A 17,182-nucleotide genomic window follows, 5' to 3' on the forward strand; every position below is an offset into this window, starting at 1 on the left:
ACGGATCGCTCTTCATCATGATCGAGCGCGTTGAACGTCGAAGGTTTATTGTCAGTGGAACGGTGGCATTTGTTGCCGTTCTTTTGTTCATGGGCCTTGCCGTCGCGGCGCTCCTCTCGTTTGATGCCGACACAGCGTCCGCTGAGGTGCTGGATGTCTATACGCTGCGCATATTGCGCTTCACTCTCTGGCAAGCAACGCTTTCCACCGTCTTGTCGATAGCTCTCGGCCTGCCAGTGGCGCTGGCGCTGGCGCGACAGCGGGATTTTCCCGGCCGCATCTGGATCATCCGGCTCATGGCGGTGCCGATGGGACTTCCGGTGATTGTCGGTGCGCTGGGGATTATCGCCATCTGGGGCAGGCAAGGGATATTCAACACGGTCTTCATGGCGGCTGGCGCAGAGCAGCCTTTCAGCATCTATGGTCTGTCCGGTATTCTGATTGCCCATGTGTTTTTCAATTTGCCGCTGGCGGTACGGTTCTTTCTGGCCGGGCTTGAGCGGGTTCCGGGGGAATATTGGCGCATCGCTGCCAGCCTGAGTTTTGGTCCACTCTCGACGTTTCGCTTCGTGGAATGGCCGGCCATTGCGCGTCTCATCCCGGGCGTGGCCGGTCTGATCTTCATGCTCTGCGCCACGAGCTTCACACTCGTTTTGTTGCTGGGGGGTGGGCCTGCGGCAACCACGATCGAGGTCGCCATCTATCAGGCGCTGCGTTTTGATTTCGATCCACCCCGCGCCATTTCGCTTTCCCTGATGCAGATCATCATGACCAGCGTGCTGCTTGCGCTGCTGGCGCGTTTACCCTCTGCCGATGCGGAAGCCTTGACGCAGGCGAAAGCCGTGCGACGCTTCGATAGCGACAGGTGGACGGCGCGTCTGTGGGATGGATCGATGATCATGCTTGCCATGGTTTTGGTCGCATTGCCTCTCTGCGCGGTCGCAGCATCTGGACTGACCGCGGATCTTTCGCGGCTGCTGCTTGCAAGCGCATTCCTCAAGGCTGCGATCACCAGCCTGCTGATCGCGCTCCAGTCCGCGTCTCTTGCCATTCTCATTTCGGTCGCACTTGTGCGCGCCCGTCAGGCTATCGCTGGGCAAAGACGACCGGCTGGACCGCTTCGGGTCTTGTTTACAGCCATGGGTGCCGGATCGGCCCTGGTGCTGCTCGTGCCTCCGGTCGTTCTGGGGAGTGGCTGGTTTCTGCTGTTGCGACCGCTGGGCGATGTCTCGACATTTGCGCCTATCCTTGTCTCCATCATCAACATGCTGATGGCGCTGCCATTCGTGATGCGGGTGCTGGAACCTGCATACATCGCCCATCAGACCCGCAGTGGGCGATTGGCTGCCAGTCTCGGGATATCAGGTCTGTCCCGGCTTCGCCTTGTTGAATGGCCGGTTCTATGGAGACCGGTTGCGACGGCATTTTCATTCGCCATGGCGCTTTCGCTCGGCGATCTCGGTGCTGTTGCCCTGTTCGGCTCGGAAAACTTCACGACATTGCCCTGGCTGGTCTATAGCAATATGGGCAGTTACCGGACCAATGATGCGGCGGGTTACGCCTTCATCTTGGGCGTCATCTGCCTCGTCCTCGCCGCCGGGGGCGTTTCCCGTCAGCCAGCGAAAGCCATCGCATGACCCTGCACGATATTGCTGTCAGCCTTGAGAAGATCGAGCTTACGCTCGGCCAGCAGAATTTTGCGCTGGATTGCCGCTTTGCGCGCGGCGAGGTGACAGCCATTGTCGGTCCGTCTGGATCGGGGAAGTCCACGCTCCTCAATCTCGTTGCGGGCTTTGAAGCGCCGGATCGCGGGAAGTTGCTGATCGAGGGACAGGATATGCGCGGGCTTGATCCCTCGCAACGGCCAGTCTCCGTGGTTTTTCAGGACAACAATCTCTTTGCCCATCTGGATATCTTCACAAATGTTGGATTGGGCATCAATTCATCCCTGAAGCTGGGTGCCGCTGACAAGGTCGTGATCAGCAAGGCGCTTGAGCGCGTCGGGCTTGCCGGTTTTGAAAGACGCCTGCCTTCGACCATGTCTGGCGGCGAGCGGCAAAGGGCGGCGCTGGCCAGAGCCCTGGTGCGCCGTCGCAGCATCATGGCTCTGGATGAGCCGTTTGCGGCACTCGATCCCGGCCTTCGCGCCGGCATGGGAAGCCTGCTGCGGGCGCTGCATAAGGAACTGGGCAACACCGTTCTTCTGGTGACGCACAACCCTGATGATATAAGCAAACTGGCAGATGCGGTTGTGTTTCTTCATCACGGTCAGGTGCTGTTTGAAGGCAGTGTTGACGCGTTTTTTGCCGCAACCCATCTTGAGCCAATCAGGATATTTCTGGCGGCGTGAGATTGTCGCTCAGCATTCGCGGTTATGCCGCGTCACAATTTCGACGCGGGTCACTGTCAAGCCTTGCAAAATAACACGGTCGATGCGCAAATTTTGCAGTTGCGATTCATTCACAACTGCTTGAGAAGTGATGCAAACAAGCGATCTGATAATATATTTGCAAATGGCGGATCATTTCGATTGTTTGCGCATTCACATGCCCCTAGGGCTAATATGGCATACTGGTCTGCACTTTAACGGATGATCAGGAACGTTTGGAGCAGACAGGCAGGATGATGACGTGTGTGAAGGCTCTGCGGGGCCACACCTCCAGTCAGAAGATGCGGAAGACAGGCAGGCTGGTCAAGCGCACGCTGGCATTGGCGGCCGCCGGCTTCGTGCTGTCGGCGTGCCAGTCTCTCTTCAGCTCGTCCTACCAGTCAACGCTCAAGCCATCTGACAATCCGCAGACCGTGGAGCAGGTTCAAAAGGACGATCCGCGTGCCCAGATGGGTGCGCGTGAGCATCCGCGCATCGTGGCAAGCTATGGCGGCGAATATCACGACGATAAGACTGAACGCCTCGTGGCCCGCATTGCGGGTGCGCTGACGGCAGTCTCGGAAAATCCGCAGCAGTCCTATCGCATCACCATTCTGAACTCTCCCGCCATCAACGCATTTGCGCTGCCGGGTGGCTATCTCTATGTGACGCGCGGGCTTCTGGCACTTGCCAATGATGCTTCGGAAGTCGCAGCCGTGCTGTCGCACGAGATGGGCCATGTGACTGCCAATCATGGCATTGAGCGCCAGCGCCGCGAAGAGGCCGAGGTCATTGCCAGCCGTGTGGTTGCGGAAGTCTTGTCCAGCGATCTGGCCGGAAAACAGGCACTTGCGCGTGGCAAGTTGCGCCTCGCAGCCTTTTCCCGCCAGCAGGAATTGCAAGCCGATGTTATAGGCGTACGCATGCTGGGCGAGGCCGGTTACGATCCCTATGCGTCGCCTCGCTTCCTCGATTCCATGGCGGCCTATGCGCGCTTCTCATCGGCAGATCCCGACAGCGATCAGAGCCTCGACTTCCTGTCGAGCCACCCTAACACTCCGCAGCGCATCGAGCTGGCCAAGCGCCATGCTCGCGCCTTCGGGCAGGAAGGACAGGTTGGCGATAAGGGTCGTGACTGGTTCCTCAATGGCATAGACGGGCTTCTTTACGGCGATAGTCCCCAGGAAGGATATGTGCGTGGCAACACGTTCCTGCATGGCACTCTCGGAATTCGCTTCGATGTTCCCGAAGGCTTCCAGATCGACAACAAGGTCGAGGCGGTGCTTGCCACCGGTCCCGGCGAAATGGCGATCCGTTTCGATGGTGTGGCCGATCCCAAGCAGACGAGCCTTGCCAATTATCTGACCAGCGGCTGGGTCGCGGGTCTGGTGCCTGAAACCGTGCGTGAAACGGAAATCAACGGATTGCCAGCAGCAACGGCGCGCGCCACCGCAGATAAATGGGATTTCGATGTCACCGTGATCCGGGTCGGACAGCAGATTTTCCGCTTCCTGACCGCAGTGCCTAAGGGCAGCGCGCAGCTCGATAGCGTGGCCAATGTGTTGCGCACGACGTTTCGCAAGATGACACCGGCTGAAATTTCTGCCCTTAAACCTCTGCGCGTGCGCGTTATCACCACCAAGCCGGGCGACACGATTGCGTCCATCGCTGGGCGCATGATGGGCACCGACAGGAAGGTGGAACTCTTCCGGGTGCTGAACGCCATGAGCGCAACAGCGGCGATCCAGCCCGGCGAGCGAGTGAAGATCATCGCCGAATAAAAAACCCGGCCTTTGAATTGAACCTGTTTCCAATGCGGAGCAGGTCTAATTCAAAGGCCGGGTCTGTAGAATGGAAGATAAACGCTTAAGCGGCTTCTTCTTCCTGAGCGTCTTCTTCGTCAATCGCCTTGCCGCGCTTTGGTCCCTTGTTGAGATTGACCTCAACCAGACGAACGGCTTCCGTTTCAGACATCTTGTTCACAGCAGCAATTTCGCGGGCCATGCGATCAAGAGCAGCTTCATAAAGCTGGCGCTCGGAATATGACTGCTCCGGCTGATTTTCCGCACGGTAAAGGTCACGAACCACTTCTGCGATGGCGATCAGGTCGCCGGAATTGATCTTTGCATCATATTCCTGCGCACGGCGCGACCACATGGTACGCTTGACGCGAGCCTTGCCCTGAACAACTTTCAACGCGCGCTCGACAAAGTCTTCTTCGGACAGCTTGCGCATGCCGATGCTGACAGCCTTGGCCACGGGAACTTTCAGGCGCATCTTGTCTTTTTCGAAATCAATGACGAACAGTTCGAGCTTCATACCCGCAACTTCCTGTTCCTCAATGGACGAAATGGTACCGACACCATGAGCGGGATAAACGATCGCTTCGCCGGTCTTGAAACCGTGACGCGCTGGAGATTTTTTTGGCTGGGTCGTCATTCGTTCTAAAAACTCCCTGTTACATACACCCGGGATTTCCGGGGGTCGGGTCGGTCAGGCCCGGATGAGACGGGGGAACCGTCAAGTGACTTGATACTGGTACAGACGTGCGCTCAAAGACAGGCCACCCGCAACCCGCAGGTTGACACAAACAATCGGTATGTCACGGAAACCGCGTGCAAGTGATGAGTTGCTTTCGTGGTGTTTTTGGGCACGCAAATGCCACGCTGTGGATCAGTTTCTAAGGTCTATCACAAAAATACGAGGAAATCAATAATTTGCTTCGACCGTGACTATCGAGTCACAATAGGGTCACTTTGCCACCGACGAAAAATGCGAATCGGTGCCTTTTGATTCGGCGCAGGACGCGCCCGGCAGATTTCAATCGAATAAAATTCGGGCGCGGCGCTTAAAGTAAAGATTGCCACTTAAACTCTTCATAATTCCGCGCCAATATCCGATTCGAATTTGTGAAAATGACGATTTTTTCTGTTTTCATTGATAAAACTTCACCCTTTGGGAGGAAAAAGACAAAATGGGCTACCGGAACAATCCAAAACGCGACAAAAAACTCGAAAAGACCAGAATTTTGGCGGAGATGTCCGGTAAGCCATTTCTAGACCCAGAGGCAGTTTTTGGCCGCGCAAGTTCAGATGATATACAATATTATTCGCCTGAAATGCTGGCATCAGCAGCCCAGCACACGCGGGATGAATTGTCCCGCTGGACGAAAGACAAGCCCTATATTGGCATTTCCGAAGTAGAGGGTGTTTCTCCGCGCGACAATCCTGTCTCTATTCTGACCATTATCGGTCGCAACATGCCTTTCCTCTATGACAGTGTCATGGGTGAGGTAACGAGCAGCTACCGTAGCCTTTTTCTCGCCGTCCACCCTATTCTGGTTGCCGATGCCGCCGCAGCCGGCGGTTATCGTCTCGCCGATTCCGAACTTGACGCGCCCCATGACAATATCAGCCTCATCCAGATCCATATCGCGCCGATCGCCTCGCAGGCAGCCGAGGCGCTGACGGAGCGTCTGCTGTTTGTGCTGTCTCAGGTTCAGTCGGCCTTCACCGACTGGAAACCGATGATTGCCAAGCTGGACGAGGCGCTGACGGAGCTGCAGGAGCGTGGTCCCAGCCGTCGTAAAACCGGGCGCAACGAAGCCGTCGCGTTTCTGGAGTGGTTGCGCAACGATAACTTCACGTTCCTTGGCATGCGCGACTACAGCTATTCCGGCACGGGCAACGATGCCAAGGTCGAGCGCGGCGAGGGCAGTGGTCTTGGTACGCTGACGGACCCGAATGTCCGGGTGTTGCGTCTTGGCAAGGATGCTGTCACCACGACGCCAGAAATTCTCGCCTTCCTTGATGGCCCCGATTTCCTGATCGTGACCAAAGCCAATGTCAAATCCATCGTCCACCGTCGCGCCTATATGGATTATATCGGCATCAAGCGTTTCGATGAGGATGGCAATGTCGTCGGCGAATTACGCATCGTCGGCCTTTTCACCGCCACCGCCTATACGCATTCCGTCAAGCAGATCCCGCTTCTGCGTGCGAAAGTGGCCGAAGTTGAGGATCATTTCGATTTTGATCCCAACAGCCACTCGGGCCGGATTTTGCACAACACGCTGGAATCCTATCCGCGTGACGATCTTTTCCAGATCGATGCCGATCTTCTGATCCGCTTCATCGAGCAGATCATGGAGCTGAGTGACAGACCCCGCGTCCGGGTGCTGCCACGCATCGACCGCTTTGACCGGTTCGTGTCGGTCATCATTTTCGTGCCACGCGAAGAGTATAATTCCTACGTGCGCGAAAAAATGGGCGAGTATCTCTCGCAGATTTATGATGGCCATATCTCGGCCTATTACCCGGCATTTCCCGAGGGTGCTGTGGCGCGGGTCCACTTCATCGTCGGGCGCACCAATGGCAAGACGCCGCGTGTGGCGCAGGATAAACTCGAAGACGCCGTCAGCGATATCGCAGCACGGTGGACCGACCATTTCGTGGCCCTTTCTCCCGTCGGTTCGCCCGTTCTGGATGTCGATCAGGCCTATCAGGAAGCCTTTACGCCTGATGAGGCGATCATCGATCTGCCGGATATTGCCGCAACCGCTGGCGGTGAGCCGGTGCGTATCGAGTTCTACCGGCGCGACACCCAGGCTGAAGGTGTGCTTTCGCTGAAGATTTTTCACCGAGATGGCCATCTGCCGCTTTCACGACGTGTGCCTTTGCTTGAGAATCTGGGTTTCAGCGTTATTAGCGAACGTACGTTCGATATTGGTGTCATATCTCCAGATGAGACCAGATCCATTGTGCTGCATGATATGGAATTGCAGGTGCAGCCGGGGGTCAAGCTTGATCTTTCGGTTTACGGGCCACGGCTTGAAGAAGCATTTCTGGCCGCCTTCGATGGCACTGTCGACAATGACAATTTCAACCGGCTGATCGTCGCCGCTGGCCTCAGCGTGCGCGAAGTGTCGGTCCTGCGCGCCTATGCTCGCTATTTGCGCCAGACGGGTATTGTCTACTCGCAGGAGCATATTTCAGAAACGCTGTTCAAATATCCAGCGATTGCCGTGAAGATTTTCGAGCTGTTTTCTTTCGGCTTCGACCCCAAAGTCGGCGACAAGCCAAGGCTTCGCAAGCTGTCTGATCTGCACAAGTCGATTGAGGCCGCACTTTCAGGCGTTCCTAATCTGGATGAGGACCGGACACTTCGCCGCTACGTCAATGCCGTGGATGCGACGCTGCGCACCAATTATTTCCAGCGCAATGAGGATGGTTCGCCAAAGGCGATGCTGGCCTTCAAGTTCGATCCGAAACTTCTGGATGGTTTGCCGGATCCACGGCCCTTCCGTGAAATCTTCGTTTACGGCACGGAGGTCGAAGGTGTCCATCTGCGGTTTGGCAAGGTAGCCCGCGGCGGGCTTCGCTGGTCGGATCGCGGACAGGATTATCGCACCGAGGTGCTTGGTCTGGTCAAGGCGCAGCAGGTCAAGAATGCGGTGATCGTGCCTGTGGGTGCCAAGGGTGGATTCTATCCGAAAACCTTGCCGGTTGGCGGTAACCGCGATGAGGTCTTTAACGCGGGCAAGGAAGCCTACAAGACCTATATTCGCACGCTGCTGTCCATTACCGACAATATTGTCGGCGATGATATCGTCGCCCCTGCCGACACGTTGCGGCTGGATGGTGACGATCCCTATTTCGTCGTCGCAGCCGACAAGGGAACGGCAACCTTCTCCGATACCGCAAATGGCTTGGCTCGCGAGGCCGGCTTCTGGCTGGATGATGCCTTTGCCTCAGGCGGCTCTGCCGGCTACGACCACAAGAAAATGGGCATTACCGCCCGCGGCGCCTGGGAAACCGTGAAGCGGCATTTCCGCGAAATGGATACCGACATCCAGACAACGCCATTCAAGGTGGTTGGCGTGGGTGACATGTCTGGCGACGTGTTCGGCAACGGCATGTTGCTATCGGAAAAGATCGAGCTGATCGCGGCTTTCGATCACCGCGATATCGTCATCGATCCAACGCCCGATACGGACAAGTCCTTTGCCGAGCGTAAACGCCTGTTCGACCTGCCGCGCTCCAGCTGGCAGGATTATGATCGGTCGGCTTTGTCTGAAGGTGCGATGATTATTTCCCGCTCGGAAAAATCGGTGACACTGACGCCGGAGGCGGTTGCCGCCATCGGCATCGACAAATCCGTGGCGACGCCATTTGAAATCATGACGGCGATCCTGAAGGCACCCGTCGATCTTCTCTGGTTTGGAGGCATCGGCACCTATGTGAAAGCTGCAGTGGAAACCAATGCAGAGGTGGGTGACCGCGCAAATGATCCGATCCGCGTCAACGCGACCGAGGTTCGCGCCAAGGTGATCGGTGAAGGCGCCAATCTCGGCATCACGCAGAAAGCCCGTATTGCCTATGCGCTTTCAGGTGGCCGATGCAATTCCGACGCCATCGACAACTCGGCTGGTGTGAATTCCTCCGACGTCGAGGTCAATATCAAGATCGCTTTGTCATCTCCGGTCAATGACGGGCGTCTGACCTTGCCCAAGCGCAATCAGCTGCTGTCTTCCATGACGACGGATGTCGGGCATCTGGTGTTGCGCAACAACTATCTTCAATCGCTTGCCATATCGCTGACCGAACGTCGCGGCACGGAAAATGGTGAGGAACTTGGCCGCCTGATGGGCGCGTTGGAAACGGCGGGTCTGTTGAACCGGCGGGTCGAAACCCTGCCGAATGATGCGGAATTCACTGAGCGTTACGCAACCGGCAAGCCGCTGACCCGGCCTGAAATCGGTGTTCTTCTTTCCTACGCCAAGCTGACCCTGTTCGATACGCTGGTGGCGAGCACCTTGCCGGATGAGCCCTATCTCCAGCATCTCTTAAGGGATTATTTCCCCAGCAAGATGCAGAAGACTTATGCGGGCGATATTACCAACCATCGTCTGCACCGCGAAATTGTTGCGACATCGCTCGCCAACCAGGTTGTCAATCGCGGCGGTCCGGGCTTTGTCCAGAAACTGGTCGATGCCAGCGGACTGTTGGCACCCACGGTCGTCAAGGCTGCTATGATCGTCGAAGACGGCTTTGGCCTGAAGCGTCTGTGGAGCGAGATCGACAAGCTCGACGGCAAAATTTCCGGCGCGGTGCAGAACAGTCTTTACGCGGATGTCGCCCGAATATTCACCGATGCGACACGGCTCTACCTCCAGACGACATCGGCTGCAGGTTCTATGGCCGATGAAATCGAGCGGTTGAAAGCAGCAATCCATACGCTTGTTCCAGGTGCGGCCAAGTATAAGGAGGAGCTTGGTTTCAGCGAGATCGAGGGCGTCGAGCCCGCTTTGATCCGCGATCTGGAAACGCTGTCGCTCTTGGTCTATGTGCCGGAAATCATGCTGATTGCCGAGCGGGCAGACACAAGCCTTGCCCGTGCAGCCGAAAGCTATGCTGCCGTATCTGCCACGTTCCGTGTGGCGAAGCTTCTGGATGCTGGGCAGCGGGTTACGCCTGCGGACCATTATGAAAGCCTTGCTCTGCTGCGCAGCCAGGATCAGATCGCATCGTCGCGCCTTCGCATCGTCATTTCCGCGATGACCGAATACGCGAAGGAAAAGAACCCGGTACAGGCGTGGTATGCCGCCGACCGCGTTCGGGTCAACCGCATCGTCTCGGAGTTGAGCGCTCTCAGCGACAGCGGCGAGACCAACCTTGCCCGTCTGACAGTTGCTGCCGGATTGCTTTCAGATATAGTCCAGGCTCGTAGCGTCTGACATCAGGTGCAGAACTGCCCGGCTTCGTGGCCGGGCAGACCAGACCATTCCATGGCCGAAAGGGTGACGTATGGCCTCATCTTCCCTTGCGACCGGCCAAACCGTGACAAAGCGTGGCATATGGGGCTGGATGCTGTTCGACTGGGCAGCCCAACCCTTTTTCACCGTCGTCACCACCTTCATTTTCGGCCCCTATTTCGTTGCCCGGCTGACAGATGACCCGATCTCTGCGCAGACGACCTGGAGCAATATGGCGACGATCTCGTCGATCATCATCGCCATTTTCTCGCCTATCCTCGGTTCCATCGCCGACCAATCCGGCTCTCGAAAACCATGGATCGCTTTCTTTGCGACGCTGAAGATCGCGAGCCTTGCTATGTTGTGGTTTGCCGCACCCGGATCAGCCGTAATCTGGCCTGTCACCTTCATGATCGTGGCGTCCATCGCTGCCGAATTTTCCATCGTCTTCAACGATTCCATGATGCCGCGTCTGACCACGCCCGAAAACGTCGGGCGCATTTCCAATACGGCCTGGGGTCTTGGATATCTGGGCGGCATGGTGGTTCTGATCTTCGTCGTGTTGTTTCTGGCGGCTGCACCCAACAGTAATGTCACGATCCTCGGCATTCCGCCCCTGTTCGGGCTTGATCCGGCGGCTGGCGAAGATGCGCGCATCACGGGCCCCATTTCGGCGCTCTGGTATCTCGTGTTCATTTTGCCGATGTTTTTGTTCACGCCTGACGTCAAGAAGGGCCTGCCGCTCGGTAGAGCGGTTCACTCTGGACTCACGGAACTGAAAGCGACGCTCAGGGAGTTGAAAGGTCGTCCTGCCATCACGCGGTTTCTGATCGCGCGGATGCTCTATCAGGATGGCGTCAATGGCGTGCTGATCCTTGGCGGCGCCTTCGCTGCGGGCCTGTTCGGCTGGGGTACGCTCGAGATCGGAATTTACGGGATCATTCTCAACATCGTGGCGATTGGCAGTTGCATTGCCGCAGGGCTTGTCGATCAGCGTCTGGGTTCGCGCAACACGGTGCTTATCAGCCTTGCGCTGTTGCTGGTGGCAACCTTTGGCATCGTCTCGACCTATACGGATTCGACCCTGTTCGGTCTGCTGGCTCTTCCGGTGTCCAGCACGGAAGGGCTGTTTTCGAGTTCTGCTGAAAAGGCCTATCTCTTTTATGGCATCCTCATCGGCATTGCGTTTGGTCCGGTTCAGGCCTCGTCACGGTCATATCTCTCGCGCAATGTGACGGTTGCCGAGGCTGGCCGTTATTTCGGGATTTATGCGCTGTCCGGTCGCGCCACGAGCTTCATGGCGACGCTGTCTTTTTCTATCGTCACCTATGTCAGCGGTTCGGCCCATTTGGGCATGGCGACGCTCACGATTTTTCTGGGCGCGGGCTTCCTGTTGCTGCTGCGTGTTCCCGAAAGATCAGAAGTCGCTCAAAGCTGATCGAGCTTGGTCTGAAGCGAGCGCAATTGTGCCTTCAGCTCATTGATTTCTGAGGCGTCCGGTTTCTTGTTTTCTGCAGGGGCCGCAGGCATGGGAAATGGCGTAAACACCTGCATGGCCTGACGGAAAAGCTCGGTGTTGCGCTTGATCTGTTCTTCCATGAAGCCGAATGGCGTGGCGAAATTTTTCGACGATGTATCACCGAAGGCTTTTCCCATATGCTCCTGCATCTGGGTTTGCTGTTCGGAAAACGTCTTCATGGAGTGCTCGAGAAAGGTTGGCACCACCATCTGCATCTGGTCGCCATAATAGGAAATGAGCTGGCGTAGAAACGCCGTTGGCAACAGCGTGTTGCCGGTCTTGCCTTCCTGCTCCATGATGATCTGCGTCAGGACGGCGTGGGTAATGTCTTCCGAGGTCTTGGCATCCTGAACCTTGAACTCTTCGCCGCGCTTGACCATCTTGGCCAGGTCTTCAAGTGTCACATAGGTGCTGGTTCCGGTATTGTAGAGCCGCCGGTTGGCATATTTCTTGATAACGGTCTCGCCGCTGTGCTTGGCCATGCTCGCCTCCTCGCGATCCTGGTATTTTCTTCTTATAATGCTTTTTTGCTCTTCCCGCTTTTAAGTTATGCTCAATTCAACCGGACTGACAAACGTTTTGTGCGTTGCAGCAGTCACTTTTTTTGCGCAGCATTTGCGCTCTCTCACGGTGAGGGATTGGCTGGAAGGTTGCAATGCCGAGATGGTTTGACTTGACCTCCAAGCTTTGACTATCTTGCGCCGCAAATGGGAGATCTACGACATGACTTCGACTTCAATCGTCATCGTTGCTGCAGCACGCACGGCAGTGGGCTCGTTCAATGGCAGCTTCGCGAACACACCGGCTCATGAGCTGGGTGCTGCGGTGATCAAGGCCGCGCTGGAGCGGGCGGGGGTAGCGCCAAGCGAGGTGGATGAAGTCATTCTCGGGCAAGTGCTTGCCGCGGGCGAAGGACAGAACCCGGCCCGCCAGGCCGCGATGAAGGCTGGTATTCCGCAGGAAGCCACGGCATTCGGCATCAACCAGCTGTGCGGTTCTGGCCTGCGTGCAGTGGCGCTGGGGATGCAGCAGATCGCCACGGGCGACGCATCCATCATTGTGGCGGGTGGGCAGGAATCCATGTCCATGGCACCGCATTGTGCACATCTGCGTGGCGGCGTGAAAATGGGTGATTTCAAGATGGTGGACACCATGTTGAAAGATGGCCTGACGGATGCCTTCTACGGCTATCACATGGGAATAACCGCAGAAAACATTGCCCGTCAGTGGCAGCTTTCGCGTGATGAACAGGACGAATTTGCCGTGACCTCTCAAAACCGTGCGGAGGCTGCGCAGTCTGCCGGGCGTTTTGCAGATGAGATCGTTCCGTTCATCATCAAGGGCCGCAAGGCTGATGTGACGGTTGATGCCGACGAATATATCCGCGCTGGTGCCACAGTCGACACCATGGCGAAACTTCGCCCTGCCTTCGACAAGGAAGGTACGGTTACTGCTGGCAACGCTTCTGGCTTGAACGACGGGGCAGCTGCCGTTTTGCTTATGAGTGAGGCGGAAGCAACGCGGCGCGGCCTGCAACCCCTGGCGCGCATCGCCTCTTGGGCCACAGCCGGTGTCGATCCGCAGATCATGGGCACAGGCCCCATTCCGGCATCGCGCAAAGCGCTGTCAAAGGCCGGTTGGTCTGTCTCAGATCTTGATCTTGTCGAGGCGAATGAAGCGTTTGCGGCGCAATCCTGTGCGGTGGTGCGGGATCTGGGGCTTAATCCAGAGATCGTCAACGTCAATGGCGGTGCGATTGCCATCGGCCACCCGATCGGTGCATCCGGCGCACGCGTGCTCAACACGCTTCTTTTCGAGATGAAGCGCCGCAGTGCAAAAAAAGGTTTGGTGACACTGTGCATCGGTGGCGGCATGGGTATCGCCATGTGCCTCGAAGGTCTCTGATCCCTTCGATCATCGAAATGCCATCTTGGCATATCTAAAGGCTGACGCAATGAAATAGGGGAGGCCTTGAGATGAGCCGGGTTGCTTTGATAACAGGCGGGACAAGCGGAATTGGTGCGGCGATTGCCAAGGCGTTTCATGCCGAAGGCTATAAGGTCGCGGTGAATTACGCTTTCACGGAGGCGCGCGCCGCACAGTTTCGCAGCGAGACCGGCATTCCTGCCTATTGCTGGGATATCCGCGATTACGATGCCTGTGTTGCCGGCATCGCGCAGGTTGAAAGCGATCTCGGTCCGATAGAGGTGCTTGTCAACAATGCGGGCATCACCCGCGACGCGATGTTTCACAAGATGACACCGCAGCAGTGGCGCGAGGTGCTCGATACCAATCTGACCGGCGTGTTTAACATGACGCATCCTATATGGCCCGGTATGCGCGAGCGCGGTTTTGGCCGCATCGTCAATATTTCATCGATCAACGGGCAGAAAGGTCAGGCTGGACAGGCCAATTACTCGGCCGCCAAGGCCGGTGATCTTGGACTGACCAAGGCGCTGGCGCAGGAAGGCGCGGCGCGAAACATCACCGTGAACGCGATCTGCCCTGGCTATATCGGAACGGAGATGGTGCGGGCGATCCCTGAGAACGTGTTGAACGAGCGCATCCTGCCGCAGATACCCGTCGGTCGGCTTGGTGAGCCGGAAGAGATTGCTCGCTGCGCGCTGTTTCTGGCGGCTGACAGTTCTGGTTTCATCACAGGTTCGACGTTGACGGCGAATGGCGGTCAGTATTTCACGTAAGGTGCATGTTCAGTAAACTTTTCGTGATCGCGTGCGCGGTGCAATGGGTCGGTTGACAAAAAATTGAGTGTGGAAATTTGTTCTGTAGAGAACGCTAACCTAATGAAAACACGATAATTTTCGTTTAGTTTGGAATAGTTCTAATATATCGCGGGCGACGCATCGCATCTTTTTCTTGACACTCACTATCCTGTTTTGGTTTAAGAATGAAAACAACGTGTTGCGTCATACAGGCAAAGAACCATGCTCGTTTGCAGCTGTAACTACATCACCGACAACGACATTCGCGATGTCATCAACGAGATGCTCGATGAAGACTGTTGGCAGCTTATCGTGCCGTCCAAAGTGTATCACGCTATGGCCAAACGTGGTCGTTGCTGTGGCTGCTTCCCGACCGTTGTTGAACTGATTATCAGGACCACGGAAGAATATCATGCACGTCGCCACTCGACGGAAGCCGATGTTTTTGATTTTATGTCCCGCCTGAGACAATTGCATGAAGACAACAGGAGAGCGGACATTGAAAGGCGACAAAAGAGTCATCGAGCAGCTTAACGAGGCACTTTTCCTCGAGCTCGGCGCAGTCAACCAGTACTGGCTGCATTACCGCTTGCTGAACGATTGGGGCTATACAAAGCTCGCCAAGAAAGAGCGTGCCGAGTCCATCGAAGAGATGCAGCACGCTGACAAGATCATCGATCGCATCATCTTCCTCGAAGGCCACCCGAACCTTCAGACGGTTGCGCCTTTGCGCATCGGTCAGAACGTTAAGGAAGTTCTGGAAGCGGATCTCGCCGGTGAATATGATGCCCGCGCCGCATACAAGAAGTCCCGTGAGATCTGTCACGAGGCTGGCGACTATGTTTCGATGAAGCTGTTCGAAACCCTGCTGATCGACGAAGAAGGTCACATTGACTTCCTCGAAACCCAGCTTGAGCTTCTGAACAAGATCGGCGAAGCCAAGTACGGCCAGCTGAATGCCGACTCCGCAGACGCTGCAGAGTCCGAGTAAGCGAAACAGACTGGAATTGAAAAAGGCGGCATTCGTGCCGCCTTTTTGCTTTGTTTATTTCGGTGCCAGATGCCTGAACTGAGCAACGACCTGTTCGTAGACACCGCGCTTGAAGGGCACGATGAGATCCGGCAAGCTTTCCATTGGCTTCCATTCCCAGGCATCGAATTCCGGCTCATGGCCTGTCGGTGGTGGATTGATCTGAATTTCGCTTTCGTCGCCCTCGAAACGGAACGCAAACCAGCGCTGTGCCTGGCCGCGATACTTTCCTCTAAGCCCGATGCCGATCAGTTGCGGCGGTAAATCATAGTGAATCCAGTCGCTTGCCTCTGCCAGCAGCGACACGGTTTTCATGCCGGTCTCTTCGTAGAGTTCGCGGATGGCCGCCAGAAGCGGCTTCTCGCCGTCATCTATGCCGCCTTGCGGCATCTGCCAGAGCTGCGGCGAACCATCGAATTCGGAATTGCCTTCGGAGGTGCGCCGTCCGGCCCAGACAAGCCCTTCAGCATTCAGAACCATGATGCCCGCGCAGGGGCGGTAGGGAAGATCTTCCGCTTTGACCGTCATTTTAGACCTTTGATGAACAGAGTGCTGTTGGCCTCAAGAACTAAGGGGCTGTCTTGTCCATGACAAGAGCTGAAACGCCGACGATTTCGATGCCGCGCCCGGACGCTTCGACGGACCATTTGGCAATGGCTGCAACGCTTTCATCAAAGGCCGAGGCCACTCCGATGGCAGAACCATTTCTCCGTGCGATGCGTTCCAGATCATCAAGCTTTCGCAAAATCGCGGCTTCGTTGACCTGGTCATCCAGTTGCAGATCCGCAAAGCCTGCCGCGACGGACTGGGCCTTGGCAAGTGGCGTGCTTTTCGACTGGGCGGAGGAGCCATCATCCAGGAACAGCAGGCCCCGCTTGCCGATATCGGACATGACAGGCTCTAGCGCTTTTTCGTCTGCCATGAAGCGTCCGCCGAGATAGTTCATGATGCCGGTGTAATTGGTGATCTTCGCCATCGAGCGGTGCAATCGCTCCAGATTGAGCTTGGCAGGCCCAGCAACCAGCAATGTGTCCGGCCCCGGATTGGTGCCGGAATAGCCGAAGGGCTCGAAGGGGATCTGAAGCAGGATCTCGTGGCCTTTGCGGCGGCCTTCCTGCATCCATCGTTGCAGGCTGTTTCCGCTTGTCGCAAATCCGAGCGTAATGTCCGCAGGCAAGTCCCTGATAGCCTTCTGCGTGCCGGTCTGGCTCAGCCCCAGTCCGCCAACGACAATCGCGATGCGTGTGCCTCTGGCGCCCGACCATGGCCGCGCATATTGCTCTAGGGGGCGCAGGCCATCAGGGCCGACCTTCGGAAGTCTGCCGAATGCGGAATCCTCCAGCAGTTCCTCATTGGGCTGGGCCGCCATGCGAGGGTCCTGCCCATAGGTCTGGCCCGTCATCAGCACCGGCCCGTCGGTACCGCGGTCGCGTGGTGAGTAGACCGAGACGACGTTGCCGTCGTCCATTTCGTTTCGCTGGATATTCGCACCGGACCGGCCGCTCTGCGTCAGAAGCGTACCGTCCACGTCTGTTTGCGGGGCGGTTGGCTCTGTTGTCTGAAGTGGCGGTGCAGCGTCGCTCAGTTCCACATTGGGCGCAGTCGAGTTGCTCTTCATATTACCGGGAGAGAGAGCCGTGTAGACGGACAGGCCGCCTATGCCGCCAACGCCGAGCAGGACCATGGCCGCAAGCGCAGAAAAGCGCCGGAACGACCCAGCGCTTTTCTTTTTACGTTGACCCATAAGCGGTTTGCGCAGGTCTGAAGGCAATGATCTATCCGTGATTGA

13 protein-coding genes are annotated in these 17,182 nt (G+C 56.7%); 9 read left to right on the plus strand and 4 right to left on the minus strand.

Features of this window, described 5'->3' with window-relative positions; genetic code table 11:
* The first annotated feature begins 17 nt into the window (after positions 1-17).
* The 3 genes from thiP (at position 18) to IFT53_RS13455 (ending at position 4,149) form a co-directional block, all read left to right on the plus strand.
* Complete coding sequence (gene thiP / locus IFT53_RS13445; protein ID WP_192065308.1) at positions 18-1,637, plus strand: thiamine/thiamine pyrophosphate ABC transporter permease ThiP; 1,620 nt, start codon at positions 18-20, stop codon at positions 1,635-1,637.
* Complete coding sequence (locus IFT53_RS13450; protein ID WP_192065310.1) at positions 1,634-2,350, plus strand: thiamine ABC transporter ATP-binding protein; 717 nt, start codon at positions 1,634-1,636, stop codon at positions 2,348-2,350. The genes thiP and IFT53_RS13450 overlap by 4 nt, the downstream gene beginning before the upstream one ends.
* A 320-nt stretch (positions 2,351-2,670) precedes the next feature.
* Positions 2,671-4,149 (plus strand): M48 family metalloprotease, encoded by a 1,479-nt coding sequence (locus IFT53_RS13455; protein ID WP_192065504.1) that lies wholly within the window; start codon positions 2,671-2,673, stop codon positions 4,147-4,149.
* A gap of 85 nt (positions 4,150-4,234) precedes the next feature.
* Here IFT53_RS13455 and IFT53_RS13460 read toward each other — a convergent pair whose 3' ends face one another.
* Positions 4,235-4,807 carry a CarD family transcriptional regulator gene (locus IFT53_RS13460; protein WP_042615545.1) on the minus strand — a complete coding sequence of 191 codons (573 nt, stop codon included), beginning with the start codon at positions 4,805-4,807 and terminating at the stop codon, positions 4,235-4,237.
* 535 nt (positions 4,808-5,342) lie between these two features.
* On the opposite strand from IFT53_RS13460, the gene IFT53_RS13465 reads away from it, so the two are divergent.
* Both IFT53_RS13465 and IFT53_RS13470 read left to right on the plus strand, forming a co-directional pair.
* On the plus strand, positions 5,343-10,103 hold the full coding sequence (locus IFT53_RS13465) for an NAD-glutamate dehydrogenase (RefSeq protein ID WP_192065311.1): 4,761 nt from the start codon (positions 5,343-5,345) through the stop codon (positions 10,101-10,103).
* A 70-nt stretch (positions 10,104-10,173) separates the two neighbouring features.
* Complete coding sequence (locus IFT53_RS13470) at positions 10,174-11,559, plus strand: MFS transporter (RefSeq protein WP_192065313.1); 1,386 nt, start codon at positions 10,174-10,176, stop codon at positions 11,557-11,559.
* Here the strand turns inward: IFT53_RS13470 and phaR are convergent.
* Positions 11,550-12,122 carry a polyhydroxyalkanoate synthesis repressor PhaR gene (gene phaR, locus IFT53_RS13475; RefSeq protein WP_192065314.1) on the minus strand — a complete coding sequence of 191 codons (573 nt, stop codon included), beginning with the start codon at positions 12,120-12,122 and terminating at the stop codon, positions 11,550-11,552. The two genes, IFT53_RS13470 and phaR, sit on opposite strands and share 10 nt — an antisense overlap.
* 241 nt (positions 12,123-12,363) lie before the next feature.
* On the opposite strand from phaR, the gene IFT53_RS13480 reads away from it, so the two are divergent.
* The 4 genes from IFT53_RS13480 (at position 12,364) to bfr (ending at position 15,354) form a co-directional block, all read left to right on the plus strand.
* Positions 12,364-13,545, plus strand: coding sequence for an acetyl-CoA C-acetyltransferase (locus IFT53_RS13480; protein ID WP_192065316.1), 1,182 nt, complete (start codon positions 12,364-12,366; stop codon positions 13,543-13,545).
* Positions 13,546-13,616: 71 nt separating this feature from the next.
* A complete protein-coding gene (gene phbB, locus IFT53_RS13485) occupies positions 13,617-14,342 on the plus strand; it encodes an acetoacetyl-CoA reductase (protein WP_192065318.1) in 726 nt (241 codons plus the stop codon).
* Positions 14,343-14,585: 243 nt separating this feature from the next.
* Positions 14,586-14,897, plus strand: a complete 312-nt coding sequence (locus IFT53_RS13490) for a (2Fe-2S)-binding protein (RefSeq protein WP_082249749.1) — start codon at positions 14,586-14,588, stop codon at positions 14,895-14,897.
* A complete protein-coding gene (bfr, locus tag IFT53_RS13495; protein WP_042615689.1) occupies positions 14,863-15,354 on the plus strand; it encodes a bacterioferritin in 492 nt (163 codons plus the stop codon). Before IFT53_RS13490 ends, bfr begins: the two co-directional genes overlap by 35 nt.
* 54 nt (positions 15,355-15,408) lie before the next feature.
* On the opposite strand, the gene IFT53_RS13500 is transcribed toward bfr, so the two are convergent.
* Both IFT53_RS13500 and IFT53_RS13505 read right to left on the minus strand, forming a co-directional pair.
* Complete coding sequence (locus IFT53_RS13500; protein WP_192065319.1) at positions 15,409-15,921, minus strand: RNA pyrophosphohydrolase; 513 nt, start codon at positions 15,919-15,921, stop codon at positions 15,409-15,411.
* Positions 15,922-15,961: 40 nt separating this feature from the next.
* On the minus strand, positions 15,962-17,164 hold the full coding sequence (locus tag IFT53_RS13505) for a divergent polysaccharide deacetylase family protein (RefSeq protein ID WP_192065321.1): 1,203 nt from the start codon (positions 17,162-17,164) through the stop codon (positions 15,962-15,964).
* Positions 17,165-17,182: the final 18 nt, after the last annotated feature.

This window comes from Rhizobium sp. CFBP 13644 (genome assembly GCF_014842165.1).
Taxonomy (GTDB): domain Bacteria; phylum Pseudomonadota; class Alphaproteobacteria; order Rhizobiales; family Rhizobiaceae; genus Agrobacterium; species Agrobacterium tumefaciens_C.